General features: G+C 47.4%; 16 protein-coding genes and 1 rRNA gene. 5 read left to right on the top strand and 12 right to left on the bottom strand.

The genetic code is table 11. From position 1 onward, the window contains the following. The 5 genes from HRU42_RS17085 to HRU42_RS17065 form a co-directional block, all read right to left on the bottom strand. The coding region (locus tag HRU42_RS17085) for an AMIN domain-containing protein (protein ID WP_367227194.1) at positions 1 to 925 on the bottom strand (925 nt) is incomplete at its 3' end. Then, a complete protein-coding gene (locus HRU42_RS17080) occupies positions 925 to 1464 on the bottom strand; it encodes a pilus assembly protein PilP (protein WP_295032769.1) in 540 nt (179 codons plus the stop codon). The genes HRU42_RS17080 and HRU42_RS17085, both read right to left, overlap by 1 nt. Beyond that, positions 1461 to 2081: a type 4a pilus biogenesis protein PilO gene (locus HRU42_RS17075; protein ID WP_295032771.1), complete on the bottom strand. Its 621-nt coding sequence runs from the start codon at positions 2079 to 2081 to the stop codon at positions 1461 to 1463. The genes HRU42_RS17080 and HRU42_RS17075 overlap by 4 nt, the downstream gene beginning before the upstream one ends. A 2-nt stretch (positions 2082 to 2083) precedes the next feature. Further along, the gene (locus tag HRU42_RS17070) at positions 2084 to 2659 is read right to left on the bottom strand and encodes a PilN domain-containing protein (protein ID WP_295032767.1); all 576 of its coding nucleotides are present in this window, start codon (positions 2657 to 2659) and stop codon (positions 2084 to 2086) included. Then, entirely contained in the window at positions 2647 to 3726 is a 1080-nt protein-coding gene (locus HRU42_RS17065; RefSeq protein ID WP_295032765.1) for a pilus assembly protein PilM, read from the bottom strand. Before HRU42_RS17065 ends, HRU42_RS17070 begins: the two co-directional genes overlap by 13 nt. Positions 3727 to 3911: 185 nt before the next feature. Here HRU42_RS17065 and HRU42_RS17060 point away from each other — a divergent pair, with 185 nt between their 5' ends. Continuing rightward, positions 3912 to 6437: a penicillin-binding protein 1A gene (locus HRU42_RS17060; protein WP_295032763.1), complete on the top strand. Its 2526-nt coding sequence runs from the start codon at positions 3912 to 3914 to the stop codon at positions 6435 to 6437. 103 nt (positions 6438 to 6540) lie between these two features. Here HRU42_RS17060 and argH read toward each other — a convergent pair whose 3' ends face one another. The 5 genes from argH to argC form a co-directional block, all read right to left on the bottom strand. Then, positions 6541 to 7905 (bottom strand): argininosuccinate lyase, encoded by a 1365-nt coding sequence (gene argH / locus HRU42_RS17055; protein WP_295032761.1) that lies wholly within the window; start codon positions 7903 to 7905, stop codon positions 6541 to 6543. Positions 7906 to 7976: 71 nt separating this feature from the next. Then, the gene (locus HRU42_RS17050) at positions 7977 to 9200 is read right to left on the bottom strand and encodes an argininosuccinate synthase (RefSeq protein ID WP_295032760.1); all 1224 of its coding nucleotides are present in this window, start codon (positions 9198 to 9200) and stop codon (positions 7977 to 7979) included. 66 nt (positions 9201 to 9266) lie between these two features. After that, positions 9267 to 10175, bottom strand: a complete 909-nt coding sequence (locus HRU42_RS17045; protein ID WP_295032759.1) for an ornithine carbamoyltransferase — start codon at positions 10173 to 10175, stop codon at positions 9267 to 9269. Positions 10176 to 10277: 102 nt separating this feature from the next. Beyond that, positions 10278 to 11063, bottom strand: coding sequence for an acetylglutamate kinase (gene argB / locus HRU42_RS17040; RefSeq protein WP_295032758.1), 786 nt, complete (start codon positions 11061 to 11063; stop codon positions 10278 to 10280). 23 nt (positions 11064 to 11086) lie between these two features. Then, positions 11087 to 12067 carry an N-acetyl-gamma-glutamyl-phosphate reductase gene (gene argC, locus HRU42_RS17035; RefSeq protein ID WP_295032753.1) on the bottom strand — a complete coding sequence of 327 codons (981 nt, stop codon included), beginning with the start codon at positions 12065 to 12067 and terminating at the stop codon, positions 11087 to 11089. Positions 12068 to 12332: 265 nt separating this feature from the next. On the opposite strand from argC, the gene argE reads away from it, so the two are divergent. The 3 genes from argE to HRU42_RS17020 all read left to right on the top strand — a co-directional run bounded on the left by argE (position 12333) and on the right by HRU42_RS17020 (position 16860). Next, positions 12333 to 13484 (top strand): acetylornithine deacetylase, encoded by a 1152-nt coding sequence (argE, locus tag HRU42_RS17030; protein ID WP_295032752.1) that lies wholly within the window; start codon positions 12333 to 12335, stop codon positions 13482 to 13484. Positions 13485 to 13684: 200 nt separating this feature from the next. Beyond that, positions 13685 to 16318: a phosphoenolpyruvate carboxylase gene (gene ppc, locus HRU42_RS17025; protein WP_295032749.1), complete on the top strand. Its 2634-nt coding sequence runs from the start codon at positions 13685 to 13687 to the stop codon at positions 16316 to 16318. Continuing rightward, positions 16318 to 16860 (top strand): DUF1439 domain-containing protein, encoded by a 543-nt coding sequence (locus HRU42_RS17020; protein WP_295032747.1) that lies wholly within the window; start codon positions 16318 to 16320, stop codon positions 16858 to 16860. The genes ppc and HRU42_RS17020 overlap by 1 nt, the downstream gene beginning before the upstream one ends. A gap of 79 nt (positions 16861 to 16939) precedes the next feature. Here the strand turns inward: HRU42_RS17020 and HRU42_RS17015 are convergent, their stop codons facing one another. Further along, positions 16940 to 18214, bottom strand: a complete 1275-nt coding sequence (locus tag HRU42_RS17015) for a CinA family nicotinamide mononucleotide deamidase-related protein (RefSeq protein WP_295032745.1) — start codon at positions 18212 to 18214, stop codon at positions 16940 to 16942. A 205-nt stretch (positions 18215 to 18419) separates the two neighbouring features. Here HRU42_RS17015 and HRU42_RS17010 point away from each other — a divergent pair, with 205 nt between their 5' ends. Then, positions 18420 to 18644, top strand: coding sequence for a hypothetical protein (locus HRU42_RS17010; protein ID WP_295032744.1), 225 nt, complete (start codon positions 18420 to 18422; stop codon positions 18642 to 18644). 404 nt (positions 18645 to 19048) lie between these two features. Here the strand turns inward: HRU42_RS17010 and rrf are convergent. Continuing rightward, positions 19049 to 19164 (bottom strand): 5S ribosomal RNA (gene rrf / locus HRU42_RS17005). Positions 19165 to 19398: the final 234 nt, after the last annotated feature.

Raw genomic sequence — 19398 nt, 5'->3', positions numbered from 1 at the left:
GCAGGGTAATATCACCTTCGACGGTATCACTGGTGACTAAGTTAAAATCGTTATAATCCGCGATGATCTGTAACACGGTTCTCACCGAGATACTTTGGAAGTTTAGCGACAGTGAACGCCCATCATATTTTTTCTCCTTCTTAGCTACCGTAAGCTTGTCAGCCTTCTTAATACTGAGACGAAACAGACTCGCTTCCTGCTGGTAATTATATTCATACCGGCCTGAGATATCGATGAGGATTCGTGTGGTTAATTCCTCTTTAAAGGTTTCAAAACTCCGCACTGGAGTGGCAAAATCTTGTACATCCATCACATACAAGAGATCAGATCCAATATCGGTATTATAAAGCTGCAGCTCAAGTTTTGACCCCACCTGCTTCACGTTTGCTGCCACCGAGCTATTGTCTAGCTTAATCAGTAATTCTCCGCCGCCTTCTGCAGTTCGCCTGAAATCGATATTGTTAATCTTGTTAATAAATGGATTTTGTGTCGTCATATTGCGATCGGCGACCTCATCATTTATCGTCAGATTATAGGTATTACCCTTGAGCTTGCCCTTATAGGCTTTGACCTTATTCAGCGCAACCGTCACCCGCATCATGCCATCGAGTTGGCGTACGCTGATATGCTCAACTCCGGCTGTATTTATTGGCATTATCTGTTTCTCTAACCCAGACATACTGCCACTAAAACCTAAGATAATTTCAGCCGGTGATGCATTGAGATCAATTTCAGGTGCCATCACTTCATGTTCGAAGATTAATTGCAGTTCTAGTTGATGATCGACAACCGAGTGAAATTTAACATCCACTAGGCGGTTTTCGGCCGCAGCATAAGAGGCACTCACCATTAATACCAAAGCGCCAAGAACTCTAAAAAGAGAAGATTTATTAAAAACATTTTTTATCGCGGCAGAAGATTCCATTATTCCCTCATCCTTCGCTTGTTATTCCCAGTGAGTTCTATGCTACTTAACCTTTCAGTCCAGCAACCAGAACCGTCTGGTATTAATTCAATTATTTCGACCATTTGCTGAGTAACTTTAGTAATACGACCATTATAGAGTCCTAAATACTCACCAATACCTAAGCGATAAACACTGGCATCATTGGTTTCTACTAAGGCCCAGATGATGTCTGTTTCACTCAAGGTTCCACGCATCTTTAAGTTGTCCAGCGCATAGGTTTCCAGACGCCCCTTATGCCTCTTAAGATCCGGTTGAAGACAGTCTTTTGTCGTATCTATCAGCTCTTCTGTCAGTTCACGCGAGGGAGGAACAAATGGACTACGCATTAAACTGGCGTGATACACAAAATGTTCAAACTTAGCCGCCTCTTTCAATTGTGGGATATGAGCAACATGCTGTGACTTAGTCGTAGTGACAAATAGCTCAAGATCACTGCGGTCGCCAACACAAGCTGTTAATAAAAATATTGGAATAGATAAAAAAAGGAGTCTTATCACCTACTTCCCCCCTTCTTATCTTCTAGTGGCAGATCAGCCCCCTCCTTGAAGCGATATGTCTTAGCGAGTATCTCCATGCCTAAGGTACCGTCAACTTTTTTCTTGATAACGAAGTCATGTAGACTCACAATACGCGGCAATTTAGCCACTCCACTGACAAACTGACCTAACTCATGATAGTCGCCACTCACCGACATGCTGATAGGGAACTCGATATAGAAGTCTCTTTGTATCTCCTCACGCCAATCTAGGCTGTCTATCCTTAAACCTGAGTCTGTTGCCACAAAGGTAATATCATCGACCAGTCCGGGCATCTCATTCTGAGAAGGCAACATTTTAAGCAGTTCTGCAAATTGCACTTCCATTTTGGCAAGCTGTTCTCGATAGAGTTTCAAGTTTGCAGCCAGTTGGTACTTAGACTTGAAGTCATTTTTTAAGCTCGCTTCTGCTCTCTGCACTGCATCGAATTGCGCACGCGCATCCGAGATAAACAGAAAATAGCTAGCCACAAAAATACAGACGGCAAGTAAGGCTGCGAATACAACTTTAACCAGTGACGGCCAGCCACCTATATTCTCAAAGTCGATATCATTAAACTGCTCCAGATCTAGGTTCAGGTTCATTTACTCGCTCCTTGCACCGCTTCAGCTTGCTCATTGTCCTTAATCGTTACTTTCAGGCTAAAGCGTTGTAACTGCCTCAGTTCTATATTGTGAGCGACAATAGACTGCATATTAGGATTGTGTAGCCAGATTGAGCTTGTTACTTTTCTCATCATATTAGCGACATTGTTATTCGACTCACTGCGCCCCTCAATCCACAACAAACTGCCCTTCTTCTCGATGCTGGAAAGATAGATCCCCGGCGGAACAATCCTGACTAGTTCATCCAGGACATGGGTAGGTGAATTTCTTGATTGTTGCAAGTTCAAAATAATCTCGGTGCGCCGCTCGATATCTTTCTTTCTGGTTTTGATCCCTTTAATTTCGGCGATCTGTTTATCTAGCAAGCTAATCTCAGATTGTAAGTAAGCATTCCTGGACTTTTGCTTGTCTGTCATCATATCGACGAAACCCAGTGCCAGATAAACCATTAAAGAAGACACCAAAAAAACCAAAACTAAAATACCAATATAATCTTTTTTATGTTTCTCTCGCGCTTCCTCACGCCAAGCTAGTAAGTTTATGTTCGCCATAGAGAATAACTCCTCAGCGCTAGCCCACAAGCCAGCATGTATTTACTGATATGTGGCTGTAATCTATTTTTTACGTCATCCTCGGCATGTAAACACCCCTGAAACGGGTCTGCTATTATGGTATGTACACCCAATTCATTGGTTAACAGATTGGCCATGCCCTCGAGTTTAGAAGTACCGCCACATAAGACTAGGTGATCCACTTTATCTTTACCGCTTGAAGTACAGTAGATCTGTAATGTCCGCTTTATCTGCTGCAGTAATTGGCTTTGAAATGGCGATAAGACTTCAAACATGTAATTTGGGGGTAGATCGCCTTCTATCTTGGCTTTTTCGGCTTGCTCATGAGACATGCCATAAAATGACAGTATTGACTGAGTAAATTGTTCACCACCGAATGCTTGCTCCCGGATAAAACTTGTCTCGCCATTTTCAACTACCGCGAAGGTCGTTATGTTGGCGCCTATATCGACCAGTGCAACCACCTTATTTTTGGCCTCATCTGGTAGTTGAGCAGCAACCAGCTCAAAGGATCGCCCTAACGCATAACCTTCGATATCGACCACTTTAGTTTCTATATTAATGTTATCTAAGACATCGACACGAGCATCGATATTTTCCGTGCGACACGCGCTCAACAAGACATCGACCTTGGTGGGGTCCGTGCTGTTCACATTCAAGGTTTCAAAATCGATACTGACTTCATCCAGAGAATAGGGAATGAGGTTATCTGCCTCGATATCAATTTGGGCTTCCATCTCCTCTTCACTCAGGGTGGCATCCATATAGATGACTTTTGTCATCACTGCAGAACCGGATACTGCCACGGCAGCAAATTTAGTTCCTTTAGGCAGGCTACGTTTTACTTGGCGCAACGACTCGGTAATTGCATCATTATCTCTGATTTCATGATCGCTAACAGCCCCTCTTTTCACGGGAACTGCAACATGGCTCACAATTTTATAACCGTCGGCCGTCTTGCTCAGCAGTATCGCCTTTATCTCGTGGGAACCAACATCTATCCCAACCATCTGCGGAGCCTGACGCTTCCATAATTTCGAAAGCATAGTCAAATGTCACTTTTTGTTATTATTTAGCAATGAGATTAGCACAAGATCAACTCGTTACCGGCATTTGTACAGGATGTTTCTTTATTTTACAATTGCCATTTTTTTGACAACTATTTTTAACTTCACCATTGGCCTATCCCCTTATATACTGTTCTCCCTGCTATAAATAATGGAATTCTCTGGTGAAGTGGTTTAAACGTATAGTTATCGCTCTTTTTAGTTTAACCCTGTTAGCAATAGGCGCTATTGCTGCGGCATATTTCTATGTCTTACCCGAACTTCCTGACGTAAATACCCTGAAGACAGTTAAGTTACAGACTCCTTTACGCATCTATAGCAGTGACGGAGAGCTGATCTCACAATTTGGGGAGAAAAGGCGCATCCCAGTTGCCTTTGAGGACGTTCCGCCATTACTTATCGATGCTGTTTTAGACACAGAAGATGCCCGTTTCTTCGAGCACCATGGCATAGACCCTATCGGCATCGCTCGCGCAGCTATCATTTTGATCACCACAGGTAAGAAGAGCCAGGGAGCCAGTACCATCACCCAACAGGTGGCACGCGGATTCTTCCTGTCTCGTGAGAAGACATACATACGCAAGATTAAAGAGATATTTCTAGCGATAAAAATCGAAAAAGCCCTGTCGAAAGAGCAGATATTAGAGCTGTACCTGAACCGTTCTTTCTTAGGCAACCGTGCATATGGCGTCGGGGCTGCGGCACAAGTTTATTATGGTAAAGAACTCAAAGAGCTCAACTTACCTCAGATGGCCATGATCGCCGGTCTCCCTCAAGCACCATCGGCAGCGAATCCAATCCGCAACCCTAGCAGAGCAACCAATCGACGCAATTGGGTATTGAGTCGCATGCTGGAGAAGAAAAATATTACTCAAGCACAATATTCTGCGGCTATTCTGGCTCCCGTAACGGCAACATACCATGGCGCAGAAATCAGCTTATATGCCCCCTATATTTCCGAGATGGCCAGAGATTACCTGGTAGATAAACTCGGTGAAGAGGAGGCCTATACCGGCGGTTATAATGTTTACACCAGCATAGACTCCAAGCTACAACAAGACGCTCAGCATGCACTTAGAAATAACGTGTATGCCTACGATCAAAGACATGGCTATCGTGGTGCGACCGATGTTTTATGGACAGACACCCCACTGGAAACCTCACATTTACTCACGCGACTCAAACAGACTCAGGCTTTCCAAGGTCTGATACCCGCAGCCGTCATGAGTATCGAAGCACAGAGTGCATCCTTGCTCACCTCTTCGGGGGAAATCATCCAGGTGGATTGGCAAGGTTTGAAATGGGCGCGAAAATTCATCAATAACAAACGACAAGGAAGAGCGCCTAAGACTGCGGAGCAAATACTGACTGTTGGCGAGCAAGTCTGGTTACGTAATAACGGCGACTTTTGGCAGTTATCCCAAGTCCCAATCGTATCCAGTGCGATAGTGTCACTGGACCCACACAAGGGTGCGATAGAGGCGTTAGTCGGTGGTTTCAGTTTTCACACCAGCCAATATAATCGTGTCACCCAAGCCAAGCGGCAGTTAGGCTCGAATATTAAGCCATTCATCTATACCGCTGCCATTGAGAAAGGTTATACCCTAGCGACGCTCATCAATAATGCACCTATCAATAATGCAGATACCAGACAAGGTACCGCATGGCGGCCTAAGAACTCACCGGATCGCTACACGGGACCGACTCGATTACGGGTAGGACTCGCTCAATCCATCAACGTCATGTCGGTGAGGACCATGCGTTATGCCGGTCTGGATAAGGCTATCGATACCCTGGTCAAGTTTGGTTTCAATCGTGACGATATCCCCAGAAACGAATCTATCGCGCTGGGTTCGAACTCTGTCACCCCACTGCAGGTCGTCACCGCGTTCTCCGCCTTCGCTAACGGTGGTTACAAGGTCGAACCTTACTTCATCGAGCTCATCGAAGACTCCTACGGCACTGTGATTGAACAAGCTAATCCGACCTTAGCCTGCACACCTCATCCAGACCCACTCACTCTTGTCAGTGATGACCCTTTCGCCGCTATGGCAGAAGAATTTATACTGGCTGAGCAGGTTACAGATAGTTGCGGTGGTCCCGATGCTCGCTATGCAGAGAGGATCATCTCGGAACAAACCGCATTCTTGGTCACGGAAGCCTTGAAGAGTGTCATTTGGGGCGGCGGCAACTGGAGCAAGGGCACCGGCTGGAATGGCACAGCTTGGCGAGCGTCCCGAGTGGTTAAGCGCCGTGATATCGCGGGTAAAACAGGTACTACCAACGAATCTAGGGATACCTGGTTCAGTGGCTTCAATCCTACGCTTGCCACAACCGTATGGGTGGGCTTCGATGATCACGCCAAGGAGCTTGGCAGAACCAGTTGGGATGCCAATGCTGCTAAAGATCAGATCTCGGCGGCCGAAGCTGGAGCGAAAACGGCGGGGCCTGGTTGGAATGAGTTTATGAAGGATGCACTCGCCGGCACGCCCGAAATTCCAACGACTCCTCCCCAAGGGATCATTTCTGTCAGGATCGATCTGGCCACGGGTAAGTTAGCCAGAAAAACGGATTATACCAGCAAGTTCGAGTATTTTATCTCCGGCACTGAGCCAAAGGAATTTGCCACGGAAACTAATGAGTCAAACGATATATTCATCGAAGATTCGGCCGATGAACTATTCCAATAAATACTTCAGGCTGACAAAACCAGTATAAAAAACGCAATAAAAAGCACTATTAACTCAATAGTGCTTTTCTATTTGTATAGGCTATAAATCTGTCAGTTAATTTTTAAGCCAGTTTACTCGCCAGTGCCGCTTTCACCTGAGGCAGCGAAGTACCACCTAGGGCTTCTCTCTTTGCCAGACAAGACTCTATGGTCAAACAAGCATACACATCATCGGCTATGGTACTTGAGAAGGCTTGCAGTTCCTCTAGTGCAAAATCCTCCAGAGGTTTCTTTGCCGCTATGGCTTTAACCACCACTTCACCCACGACATGATGCGCTTCCCTGAATGGCATTCCCTTAGCCACTAAGTAATCGGCTAGCTCGGTCGAATTGGCATAACCTTGTTGAGCGGCTCTTAAGGTATTCTCACGATTGACCTTGAGGCCACTCAAGACCAGTGCCGCCATCTCGAGACAGATAGCCCAGCTATCCATAACATCAAACAAGCCTTCCTTGTCTTCCTGCATATCCTTGTTATATGCCAGTGGCAGTGCCTTCATGGTCGTCAGAATGCCAATCAGACTGCCGTACACACGCCCTGTCTTCCCCCTGATAAGCTCTAGTGCATCAGGGTTTTTCTTCTGTGGCATCAGAGATGAGCCCGAGGTCACCTCATCATCTAGGTCGATGAAGCCAGCTTCACCACTGTTGAAGAAGATCAGGTCTTCTGCCATACGACTCAGGTGCATCATGCTGATTGAAGCATCGCTGCAGATCTCGATCACATGATCTCTGTCCGATACCGAATCTAAACTGTTAAGGGTCGGAGAGGCGAAACCTAACGCTGCGGCTAACTTGTATCTATCCATTGGATAGGCCGTACCGGCAAGCGCTCCAGTCCCTAGAGGACAAGTATCTGCCCGTTTGAGTGCATCTTCTAAACGGCTAATATCACGCTCAAACATCTCGACATAGGCTAGACACCAGTGACCAAATGCGATGGGCTGAGCACGCTGCAGATGAGTATAACCCGGCATAACGGCATCGAGCTCTCTGTGGGCCAGTTCGAGAAGAGCTTGTCTCAAGGCTTGTAGCAAGGCCAGCTGCTGCTGCCCCTCCTTCTTACACCATAATTTAAGATCGGTAGCCACCTGATCGTTACGAGAACGACCTGTATGGAGTTTCTTGCCTAGATCGCCTACTTTAGCGATAAGTGACAGCTCGACGAAGCTATGAATATCTTCGGCGCCCGATGCCAAGATAAGCTCTGGCTTATCTTCGACCTCGGTTAATAGGTCTTGCAACGCCTGTTGTAACTGAGTGCACTCTTGCTCAGTCAAGATGCCGACCTGTGTGATTGCTTCGGCCCAGGCTATCGAGCCGACGATGTCCTGCTCAATTAAACGGTAATCCACTGGCAGTGAATCATTGAATAATTTAAACAGTGCACTGCTTTCCTGACTAAATCTTCCGCCCCATAATGCCATGCTAGTATCCTCATCTTTTACAAAAAAGGACGCTTAGCGCCCTTTATTTAAATTAAATAATCTGCCGCGATTTACAGAGCCTTCAGTGCCCTGATACGACTAGAGAGCGAGTAGAGACGAATGAAGCCTTCGGCATCTTTCTGGTTATACACATCATCTTCACCAAAAGTCGCAAACTCTTCAGAATATAGGCTGTTAGGTGAGCGCTTCTTAACCGCTTGTGCCTGACCCTTGTAGAGCTTGATGACAACTTCACCATTGACTAGCTTAGCTAAGGGCCCGGAAGCGGCGAGTAAGGATTCACAAAGAGGAGTGAACCAACGCCCGTCATAGACCAGCTGAGCCATCTGGGCGCCAACTTGCTCACGCCACTCACGGCTCGTCTTGTCGAGTACCAACTCTTCGATGGCGCGCAGCGCCGCAAACATCACAGTGCCACCCGGAGTCTCATAACAACCACGAGACTTCATGCCGACCAGCCTGTTCTCTGTGATGTCGATCCTGCCTACACCATGGGCTCCAGCCACTTCGTTTAGCACCATGAGAGCCGCGTAAGGAGACAGCGCCTCGCCGTTAACCTTAGTGATCTTGCCCTGCTCTAATTCCAGTGTCACATATTCAGGCGCATCCGGGGCGTCTTCGGGTGCGACTGTCATGGTCCACACGCCTTTAGACGGTTCGTTCCACGGATCTTCCAACTCGCCACCTTCGTGTGAAATATGCCAGGCATTGGCATCACGACTGTAAATCTTGGTTAGCGAAGACGTTGTCTCGATATTACGCTCGGCCAAGTAGTCGAGTAGATCCTCACGACTCACCATCTCCCATTCACGCCATGGAGCGATCACCTTAAGATCTGGAGCCAGTGCGGCGAAACAACCTTCGAAACGAACCTGATCGTTGCCTTTACCGGTACAACCATGACAGACAGCATCGGCACCCACTTTACGGGCGATCTCTACCTGAGCCTTAGCAATAATAGGCCTGGCCATAGCAGTGCCGAGTAAGTAAGTACCTTCATAGATGGCGCCAGTGGCTATGGTTGGATAGATATAATCGGCAACTAGCTCTTCCTTGAGATCGACGATGTGACATTCGGAGGCTCCCGAAGCAATCGCCTTGGCATGTAGGCCTTCGAGCTCGGCATCTCCCTGACCCACATCGGCACAGAAGGCAATAATTTCACAATTATCATAGGTCTCTTTCAGCCAGGGGATAATAGCCGACGTATCCAGTCCACCCGAATAGGCCAGGACAACTTTTTTCACATCTGTTTTCTTTGTTTGATTCGACATCTTGTTTCCTAATTCCTGTTACTTGCTCACCGAAACCCCGATGAGAGATAAATATTGTGTCTCGGCTTACTGACCCAGCAAGGTCACGAGTACGGCGTTTTGTGCATGCATACGATTTTCAGCTTGCTGCAAGATGAGTGAACCCTCTCCATCGACCACCTCTGCACTAGCCTCAACGTCACGATATGCTGGCAAGCAGTGCATGAAGAAGTTAGCGCCCGCTTTCTCCATCAGAGCGGCATTGACCTGATATGGACCGAACTTAGCCTTGATATCGGCCATATCAGTCTCGTCACCCATAGAGATCCAGGTATCCGTGTAGATAGCATCTTGCTCGCCCATCGCCTCAATATCTGAGGTCAGAAACAGAGAGCCGCCATGCTTAGCCGCCAGCGCTTGCGCCTGTACCACGACTTCGCCATCGGGAAAGTGCCCCGGAGGACAAACGACCGTCATCTTAGCGCCAAGAATTGCGGCGCCGAACATCAATGAGTGGGTCACATTGTTACCATCACCGACATAGGCGAGCTTAACCTGACTCACATCGTCAAACTTCTCAGATAGAGTGAGGAAATCGGCTAATCCCTGGCAAGGGTGGTAGAGATCCGATAGCGCATTGATCACAGGCACACTGCCATGCTCGGCCAAAGATTCTATGGTCGAATGTAGATAGGTTCTCGCCACGATAGCGTCGGCCCAACATGATATATTGGCAGCAAAATCGGCTACCGGCTCACGTTTACCCAAGGCACCATTTTGCTGATCTAGGTAGAGGCAATGGCCGCCAAGTTTATTGATGCCAATATCAAAACTAACACGAGTTCTCAATGAAGGCTTCTCAAATAACATCACCACACTCTTACCGTCCAAGGCATGGCGATACTCGGCTGGGTTAGCCTTAATTTTTTTCGCCAGGGACAATAGGTCTTGCAGTTGCGCTTGAGTTAGATCTTTTATCGATAACAGGTGGTTCATTGTCGCTCTCCTCTGATTGGCATCTCAGTCCAACCCTTGCTCTGCTATTTAGTGAGCCGCAGTGCGGCTGACTCAAATATGATGATAATTTAATAGTGTCAATCAGTGAGCTTGGATCTGTGTACCCACCGGCTGACCATTTGACAGGGCTAACAATTGCTCTGCACTTTTCCACGAAGCCACTTGTACTGCTTGACCCATGAGTTCGGCAACGTCCAGTGCGGCCTCGACCTTCACTTTCATGCCTTTATCAATAACGCCTATATGAATGAGCTCGGCTACCTGAGCCCTATTGAGACTGTTAATTAATTGGCCCTTGCCATCGAGCACTCCCGAGACATCGGATAACAACACTAGCTGAGCATCGACAAGTTTAGCCAGCACAGTCGCCGCCTGATCGGCATTGACGTTAAGCAGCTGTCCGCTTGCGTCAATTGCAATCGAGCTAACAATCGGTAACCAGCCCTGAGAGAGGATAAACTCAAGATAAGTCGCATTCTTAGGTGAAACTTCGCCGACAAACCCTAGCCTCTCATCTTTAATCTTAGCCGTGACGATATCGCCGTCACCCAGGCTCATGCCGATAGCCGTAACACCGGCTTTTATGGCCGCGGCTTGCAATAATTTATTCGCGGTTCCGGCTAGCGCGCCCACGATGACAGGCACTTGTGCCGCTGGAGTGACCCTTAGCCCGTCTAATTTCTCAGTCTCCATACCATTGACTGTGAGCTGTTCATCGACGATACAGCCGCCTCCATGTACTAAGATAAGTCTCTGCCCCTTGGCTATCATCTTAGCTGCGGTATCCATCAAGCTGTTCATGCCCATCTCACATTGCAGTAAGGCGCCACCTACTTTTATCACTAATGTTTTATTACTCGTTGACATACTTATCTACTCGCCTAATGAAATTAGTATTTGAAATGAATCTTTATGCACTGATGAGCCTGACTAGCTGCGCCTTTCATCAGGTTATCAATTGCACTCGCCACCACGAGATAACCCGTCTGGGGATCGAACTTCCATCCCAGATGACAATTGGGCGTATTGACCACATCATCTAGCTTAGGAAATTGGTCGTGCTTCACCGTAACCAGAGGCGCGTCATCATAAAATGAGTATGCCTTGGCAATATCTGCTTCAGTGGTTCCCGCTGCGAGCTGTACGGTAATTGTCGCGAGTATGCCGCGCTTAAAATTACCTAAGTGTGGAGTAAAAATGACTTGCTGACCGAGCTGAGTGGCGATTTCAGGCTGATGCCTGTGGCCCAAGACTCCGTAGGGCGTTAGACTCACTTCACAAAAACTGGTTTGCAGTTGTGCCTTTCTACCTGCGCCGGTGACACCGCTCACGGCGTTAATCACCGGCAGGGTACTGGTTAGCAAAGATGCTAATGGCTTTAAGGCGGTAAGCGAGGCCGTAGGATAACACCCAGGGACGGCGATCATCTTACTGTCAGCAATCTCGGCACTATTCCACTCGGCAAGTCCATAAACGGCATTAGATAATACTTCGGGATAGTCGTGCTCGAAGCCATACCATTTGGGATACAGAGTCTTATCGGCAAACCGATAAGCACCGCTTAGATCGAATACCGCCAGACCTTGTTCATAAAACCAGGCCGCCAGATGTAAACTGACATTATGATCGGTCGCTAATACTACTGCATCGGCTTGCTCGACAATTAAAGTCTTAGCTTCTTGCGATAATGGAGACAGGCATGATGAGATATGACTATATACGGGATAGAGTTCAGATAATGGCTTACCTTTATCTAAACTGTTCTCAGAAACATACAAACCTTGAATCTTGAGGTTTGCATCGGCATAAATAAGAGAGGTAATTTGCGCGCCCGTATAACCACTGGCGCCAATAATGGCAATGCTTTTCATAATCTATGACTTCTTAATGTTTGAACGAGATAAAAGGAAAAAGAGGGGGGCACAAGTTCAGCCCTGGTAGTAACACCAATGTTGACAAGTTTATCGTCGCAGGAAGTCGGTTAATGTGACCTTTTTGTTAATTTTAGTGTATGAAATTATCATTTTTACTCTCAGTAATTAGCACTGTATTCTGGTACTCGCCTTAGCTGTTTGCTAGACTAGCACAACCAACTATTTATGCAATATATTTGAATATGTATCTTAAGGGTGAAATATGAAACAAATTCCAGATCTGAAAACAACTTTTACTCAGCTCATAGCGACACCTTCGATTAGCGCCCTCGAAGTCGAGCAAGATATGAGTAACCAAGGCGTGATCGATCTATTGCATACCTGGTTCGATGATTTAGGCTTTCAGTGTAAGGTGCAAGCCGTACCGAATTCCCGTAATAAACATAACTTCATCGCTTCCTTTGGCGCAGGTAGTGGTGGCCTGCTCCTCGCCGGTCACACAGATACAGTGCCGTTTGATGAGGGTCGTTGGAGCCAAGACCCATTCACTCTAACGGAAAAAAATAACCGCTGGTACGGCCTCGGCACATGCGATATGAAGGGATTCTTTGCCCTCATATTAGCAGCGCTAAAAGATATGCCTCTGGAGAATTTCAAACGTCCGCTACATATCTTGGCCAGCGCCGATGAAGAAACCACCATGAATGGGGCTAAAGCCTTTGCCGAGGCAAAATCTATCTCACCCGATTACGCCATCATCGGCGAGCCAACCAGCTTAAAACCCGTTTATATGCATAAAGGCCATCTGACTCAAGGCATCAGAGTCACGGGTCGAAGTGGCCACTCTTCCGATCCTGCCAAAGGGCTCAATGCCATAGAAATAATGCATCGAGTGATGGGGCAACTGCTAAAACTCAAACAACATCTGGCTGACAACTATCGTGAAGACGCATTTAGCGTGCCTTATCCGACGATGAACTTCGGTCACGTGCATGGCGGCGATGCGGCCAACCGAATTTGTGGCTGCTGTGATCTGCATATCGATATTCGTCCGCTCCCCGGCTTGCCATTAGCAGAGCTCGAGCAGCTAGTGCTTAATTACCTTGCGCCTATCAGTGCTGAGTTTCCCGGCAGTATTGTGGTTGCACCGCTTTATCCAGGATCCGAGCCTTTCGCCGGTAATGCACAAAGCAGCTGGAGTAAACTGGTGGCAGAGTTATCTTCGAGCCAGCCTGAGGTTGTTAACTACGCGACTGAAGCCCCCTATATTGCTAAATTGGGTTGTCAAACGCTCGTCTTAGGTCCTGGCAGCATCGAACAGGCTCACCAGCCCGATGAGTATCTCGATACCGCCTATTTGCAGCAGACCATAGACTTGCTCAAACAGCTCATCTATCACGCCTGTATCAAATAGTCTCCTTGCACTGAACATCGATTGTTATTCCAGTCTTGAGTGATATGGCACATATAAGCTCACAATATCTCGGTTGTCTATGTTGACCTGAGCCGTCAACCCTAGGTATTGTGGTAGATTAGCGAATTTATACCAAGACCATTAAATCGCTCTGAATTGATCATAAATTTATTGGAATTGGTATTAGGTATGGAGTAAGTATGGCTGATATGTATGCGTCTTTAAGGTCTAACGTTGGCACCTTAGGACAGATTTTAGGTGACACAATACGCACCAACTTGGATGACGCTTTTCTCGATAAGATAGAACAGATCCGTCAATTAGCGAAAAGCTCCAGGCAAGGAGATGAGACCTCTCGTGATGAGATGCTCAAACTGCTTACGGCACTTCCGGATAATGAACTAGTCCCCTTTGCGAAGGCATTCAACCAATTTCTAAACTTGGCCAATATCGCCGAGCAATTCCATACCATCAGCCGCAATTGCGACGAGTTAGTATGTGTTCCCGATCCAGTAGAGCAGCTGTTGGGTAGAGTGTTGAGTAGCAATATCGATCCAGAGAAGATGCTAGATTGCCTGCAGAACCTAGACATAGATCTGGTGTTGACCGCTCATCCGACGGAGATATCCCGCCGAACCTTGATCCAAAAATATTCATCGGTGATCGATAGTCTCGCCGCACTTGAAAATCCACAACTCAGCCAGCGAGAGCAGAAACAACAGCATCTTCGCCTCAGGCAACTCATCGCCCAGATCTGGCATACTAATGAGATACGCCACGAGCGCCCCACTCCGGTAGATGAAGCCAGATGGGGCCTTAGCACCATAGAAGTCTCTCTGTGGCAAGCCATTCCTGATTTTCTCAGACAGCTCAATGAGCAAGTAGAAGAACGGACCGGCAAGCAGCTGGCCATCGACATTTCACCGGTGCGATTCTCCAGCTGGATGGGTGGAGATCGTGATGGCAACCCGTTTGTCACGGCTGTCGTCACCCAGGAAGTGCTAGATAGAAACCGTCACACCGCGGCGCGTTTATACCTCAAAGACATCGTTTTACTGGTCAATGACCTCTCTATGGAGGAGGCTAACGATGAGCTATTGGCGTTAACAAACAACAGCCTCGAACCCTATAGAGATGTGCTCCGCCAACTCAGAGTTAAGCTGCGTAATACCATAGATTACCTCAATGAGCGCCTCGAAGGACATAATCCTGAAGTGGATCACAGTTCCATAATCTGGCATGAGAGTGATCTCAAAGAGCCATTGATGATGCTATACAAGAGTCTGTCGGATCTGGGCATGAGCCTGATTGCCAACGGTCTACTATTGGATACGCTACGTCGTATCGCCTGTTTTGGCATACATATGCTCAGACTAGATATCCGCCAAGATGCCGAACGCCACAGTGATGTTATTGCCGAGTTGACCCGCTATCTGGGTATGGGAGACTTCAGCCACTGGGATGAAAGTGAGAAACAGGCTTTCCTCTTAAGAGAGCTCAGTAGCAAACGTCCGTTGATCCCCACTAATTGGCAACCCAGTGCTAATGTCGCCGAAGTCATAAGCACCTGTCGACTGATAGCGACTCAACCAGCCAGAGCGCTGGGTTCCTATGTGATATCTATGGCAAGCAAGCCATCGGACGTACTGACCGTATTGCTTTTACTCAAAGAAACAGGCTGCCCGCATCCCATGCGAGTGGTGCCACTGTTTGAGACTCTGGACGATCTCAATAATGCGGCGACTTGTATGTCGGCCCTGTTCGCCATCGACTGGTACCGTGGATATACCAAAGGCCATCAAGAGATAATGATCGGCTATTCAGATTCAGCCAAAGACGCCGGTGTAATGGCAGCAGCCTGGGCCCAATACCATGCTCAGGAGCAGCTGGTTGAAATAAGCCGACAAGCCGACATTAAGCTCACCCTGTTTCATGGACGTGGAGGCACCATTGGCCGTGGGGGTGGACCCGCTCATGAAGCGATTCTGTCTCAACCTCCGGGATCTGTCGATGGACGCATCCGCGTGACCGAACAGGGCGAGATGATCCGCTTCAAGTTTGGCTTACCCAAGTTAGCCGTTCAGAGCTTAGCCCTATATACCTCGGCGGTAATGGAAGCGACCTTACTTCCGCCACCTGAGCCTAAGCCAGAATGGCGCGCCTGTATGCAACAGCTAGCCGAGGAATCGGTGCAGGCCTATCGTGCTATAGTCAGAGAAGAACCTGATTTTGTGGCCTATTTTCGCGCCGCGACTCCCGAAGTCGAGCTAGGGAAACTACCTCTGGGTAGTCGTCCAGCAAAACGTAAGGTCGACGGCGGTATCGAAAGCCTCAGAGCGATCCCCTGGATCTTTGCCTGGTCGCAAAACCGCTTAATGCTGCCTGCTTGGCTAGGTGCTGGCGAGGCACTTCAGGTTGCAATAGACAGAGGTGATATGGCTTTACTGCAAGAGATGGAGCAGGAGTGGCCCTTCTTTAAGACCCGTATATCTATGCTAGAGATGGTGTATGCCAAGGCCGAACCTAACTTGGCTAAATACTACGAGACCTGCCTGGTACCGGAGAATCTTCATCATTTGGGCGAAGCATTACGTGAAAGATTGGCGACTGGGGTTAAGGCCGTATTAGAGCTGACTCAATCCGACACCTTGATGTCTCACACTCCATGGAACAAGGAATCGATTACCTTACGTAATCCCTATATCGATCCACTGAACTTCATGCAGGCCGAGTTATTAGCCAGAACACGAAAGGAAGATGCATCGACTAATGTTGAACTCGCCTTAATGCTCACCATTGCCGGTGTCGCGGCAGGCATGAGAAACACAGGTTGATGAAAATACTCAGCTTTACTCTTGGCTTTGTCGTGCTGTTTTTGACTGGCTGCGTCAGTCAATACAGCATCACTGAGAGCGAGTTAGAAGATTATCTAGCGGATGAGATCCATTTTGAAATTAAAGAGGGTAATCAACTCTTTGGCATCGATATGCGCATCAATAATATCCAAGTGAAATTGGGGCATAAAACAGATATTATGGCGGTCTCCGCTTTGAGTGTTATCAAGGTACGTAATCCCTTGATGCCATTCAAGGCTGAATTGGAAGTGACCTTTGAGGCGAAGCCTTGGTATGACGCTACAAACCATAGCGTCTATCTCAAAGAGCTTAAGCTAGTCGAGATAACCTCTAGTCCAAAAGATTTCGATAAGGCCATCCAACAATTTTCTCCCCAACTGATGCGCTTCTTAACTCAATTTCTGGAAACTCAGCCTGTCTATGTGCTCGATACCAATGAATCTAGTCAGGCACTGATCGCTGAGATGACTAAACGCATCCAGGTACAAGCGGGAAAAATTCAGTTGATTTTTGACGAATAAGTTAGCCCCTCTGTACATATTGCAATCGAGGCTCGCTGGATTGCAATATGTTATCTTGAGTCTAGTAGCAGTGCGACGCTTACTTACTGAACCTGGTAAAAGACGAGTAATCCACGATAACAGCCTCGCCATTAAGCTCACGCCTTAGCATGTCATACGCCACTGCCGTACTTAATGTTCTCACTAATGCACGGGAACGACTCGGCAGTTTTAGCATCTGACTATGTACACCATATTTCGTTGCCAATGCTATCGCTACAGTCCCAACAGGCTTATCTGCCGAACCGCCTTCCGGACCGGCTATACCACTGGTCGCAAGTGCGTAATCACTGTCTAGTATATTGCGGGCTCCCTTAGCCATCTCTTCAACAGTTGCAATCGACACTGCACCGTAATCATCCAGCGTTTGAGGCTTGACCCCGAGAACTTTGACCTTAGCTTCATTGCTATAAGTGACTAAACCATGATGCAAGTATGAGGAGCTACCAGCAAATGCAACCAAACCACTGGTGATCATGCCACCGGTACATGACTCGGCAACACTAAGGCTGAGTCCTGAGTTTACTAATCTATTATGGATCTCTTGATCCAGTGTAGTGACATTTTCCGCCACAAGCGCATTACCCAATAAAGCCTTGATCTCAGATTCAATTCTAGGCAAACAAGTGATAGCTGTTGCCCCTCGTGCAAACAGCTTAATCTCAATATAAGGCATATAAGAGCGATAACCTAAGGTGATCCCTTCTGGCAGAGGGATGTCCTCCAATCTATCTGCGAGCGCTGACTCACCGTTGCCCAGAGTTAACAGCTTCTTCAAAGCAACCGAACTAGAAGCCGCAAACCGCTCTTCAACGAAGGGGATAAACTGCTCAGTCACCATGCGTTTAAACTCAAATGGCACCCCAGGAGTAAAAAACAACCAGGCTCGATTGAACTTTACGGCGAAGCCACAAGCTGTGCCAACCGGGTTATCTATCATCAGAGCCGACTCCGGAAGCCATGCCTGCTTAAGATTACTCTCGGCCATGACTCGGCCATTACGGGCAAACCAATCTTCGAGCTTAGTACGCCACTCGGTATTCTCGACTAAAGGAACCCCCATAGCCAAGGCCATAGCCTCAGTAGAGAGATCATCACTGGTCGGCCCTAAGCCGCCATTAACCAGTATGATATCCGCCTCTAAGCTGCGCTCTTTAAATACCGCAATCAGATCTTCCAGGCGATCACCGACAGTCACCCGACGCTGGCACTCAATTCCCTTGTCCATAAGAGTATTAGCAAACCAGGCGGCATTGGTATCCACTATCTGTCCCGCCAGCACCTCTTCGCCCGTACATATCATCTCTAGCTTCATCGATACACCTTAAACCAGCAATCCATTAATAGCTGTTAAAGTAACAAGCCCACTATCAATAGCAATACCCCCTAACAATTTAATTGATTTTGATATGTTCCTTTAAAACGATAGAGGGGTTAAATGGTTCTGCAGGGCTGATGAAAAGTAAAAATAACCAACATACAGCGCGCAGCAGCTTTACTGCTGTTGGGGAGCGAGCCACATGGATGTGGTGAATGTCAGCAATGCATGGATGCAATTTCTGACCAAGCTCAGCGGCGTGGCGACCGCCATGGTGTATATGACGCTAGTCATAAGCCTAGGAACGAGCGCCATGGATGGCAAACTGGCACTTGTATATGGATATATTTTGGCGGAAGTGTCGATATTGAAGGAGCATTTATCGACCGACATCGGGGTAGGCATTCATGCCTTCCTAAGTGGATAAGTCACCTGATATCTGTGCAGGTTAGCTCGAGCTAAACAGCTGAATTTTATTAAATTCCAGACGCAAACCCTTTCCTACGCCATCCTTGGCGTTCAAGGATAAGTACTTCCTGTACAAAAAATCCACCTTATTCAGGTGGCTTAGTCACTGTAAAGTCAGGAGTGCGCCTGTTATGGAACAAAAAAGCGGAGGCGCCTTCCAATGGCCCAGCTTCGAGCGAGCTCTCCGCGTTAAGACCCAGCATCAAGCTACGCTTGATAAACGCAGGCCCTTCACCCTACTATCACATGAAAGGATGCATGCTTCGCATGCGCTATCTATATTCCCCATGTTCGTTCGGTCATTTCCAGGCCTAAACGAAAAAAGCCCGTTGCGTTAGCAACGGGCTTTTTCGTTTATTAGGCGCCTGGAAATGACCTACTCTCACATGGGGAGACCCCACACTACCATCGGCGCGATTGCGTTTCACTTCTGAGTTCGAGATGGGTTCAGGTGGTGCCACAATGCTATGGTTTCCAGACTAATTCTTACTGGTTAATTGTTCGTCTGACGGTATTGTTTCCTCGCTCTAGTGCTGGACCTCCATGGATGGAGGAAATGTCGAATATTGTATGGAACAATATTGACCATGTACTGGAGTACACTCCGCGCTTCGCTCGTTACGGCTTTGTCAGCCAAACAATTACCTGCGTAATTAACCAAAATTATAAAATTAGAAAGCTGGCCATTTAAAATAGTCTTTTAAACAGCTTTA

Origin of the sequence: Shewanella sp., from assembly GCF_013214165.1 — a bacterium.
Taxonomy (GTDB): Bacteria; Pseudomonadota; Gammaproteobacteria; order Enterobacterales; family Shewanellaceae; genus Shewanella.
Note: the sequence above shows the minus strand (reverse complement) of the source record. Positions and strands in the feature narration are given on the sequence as shown.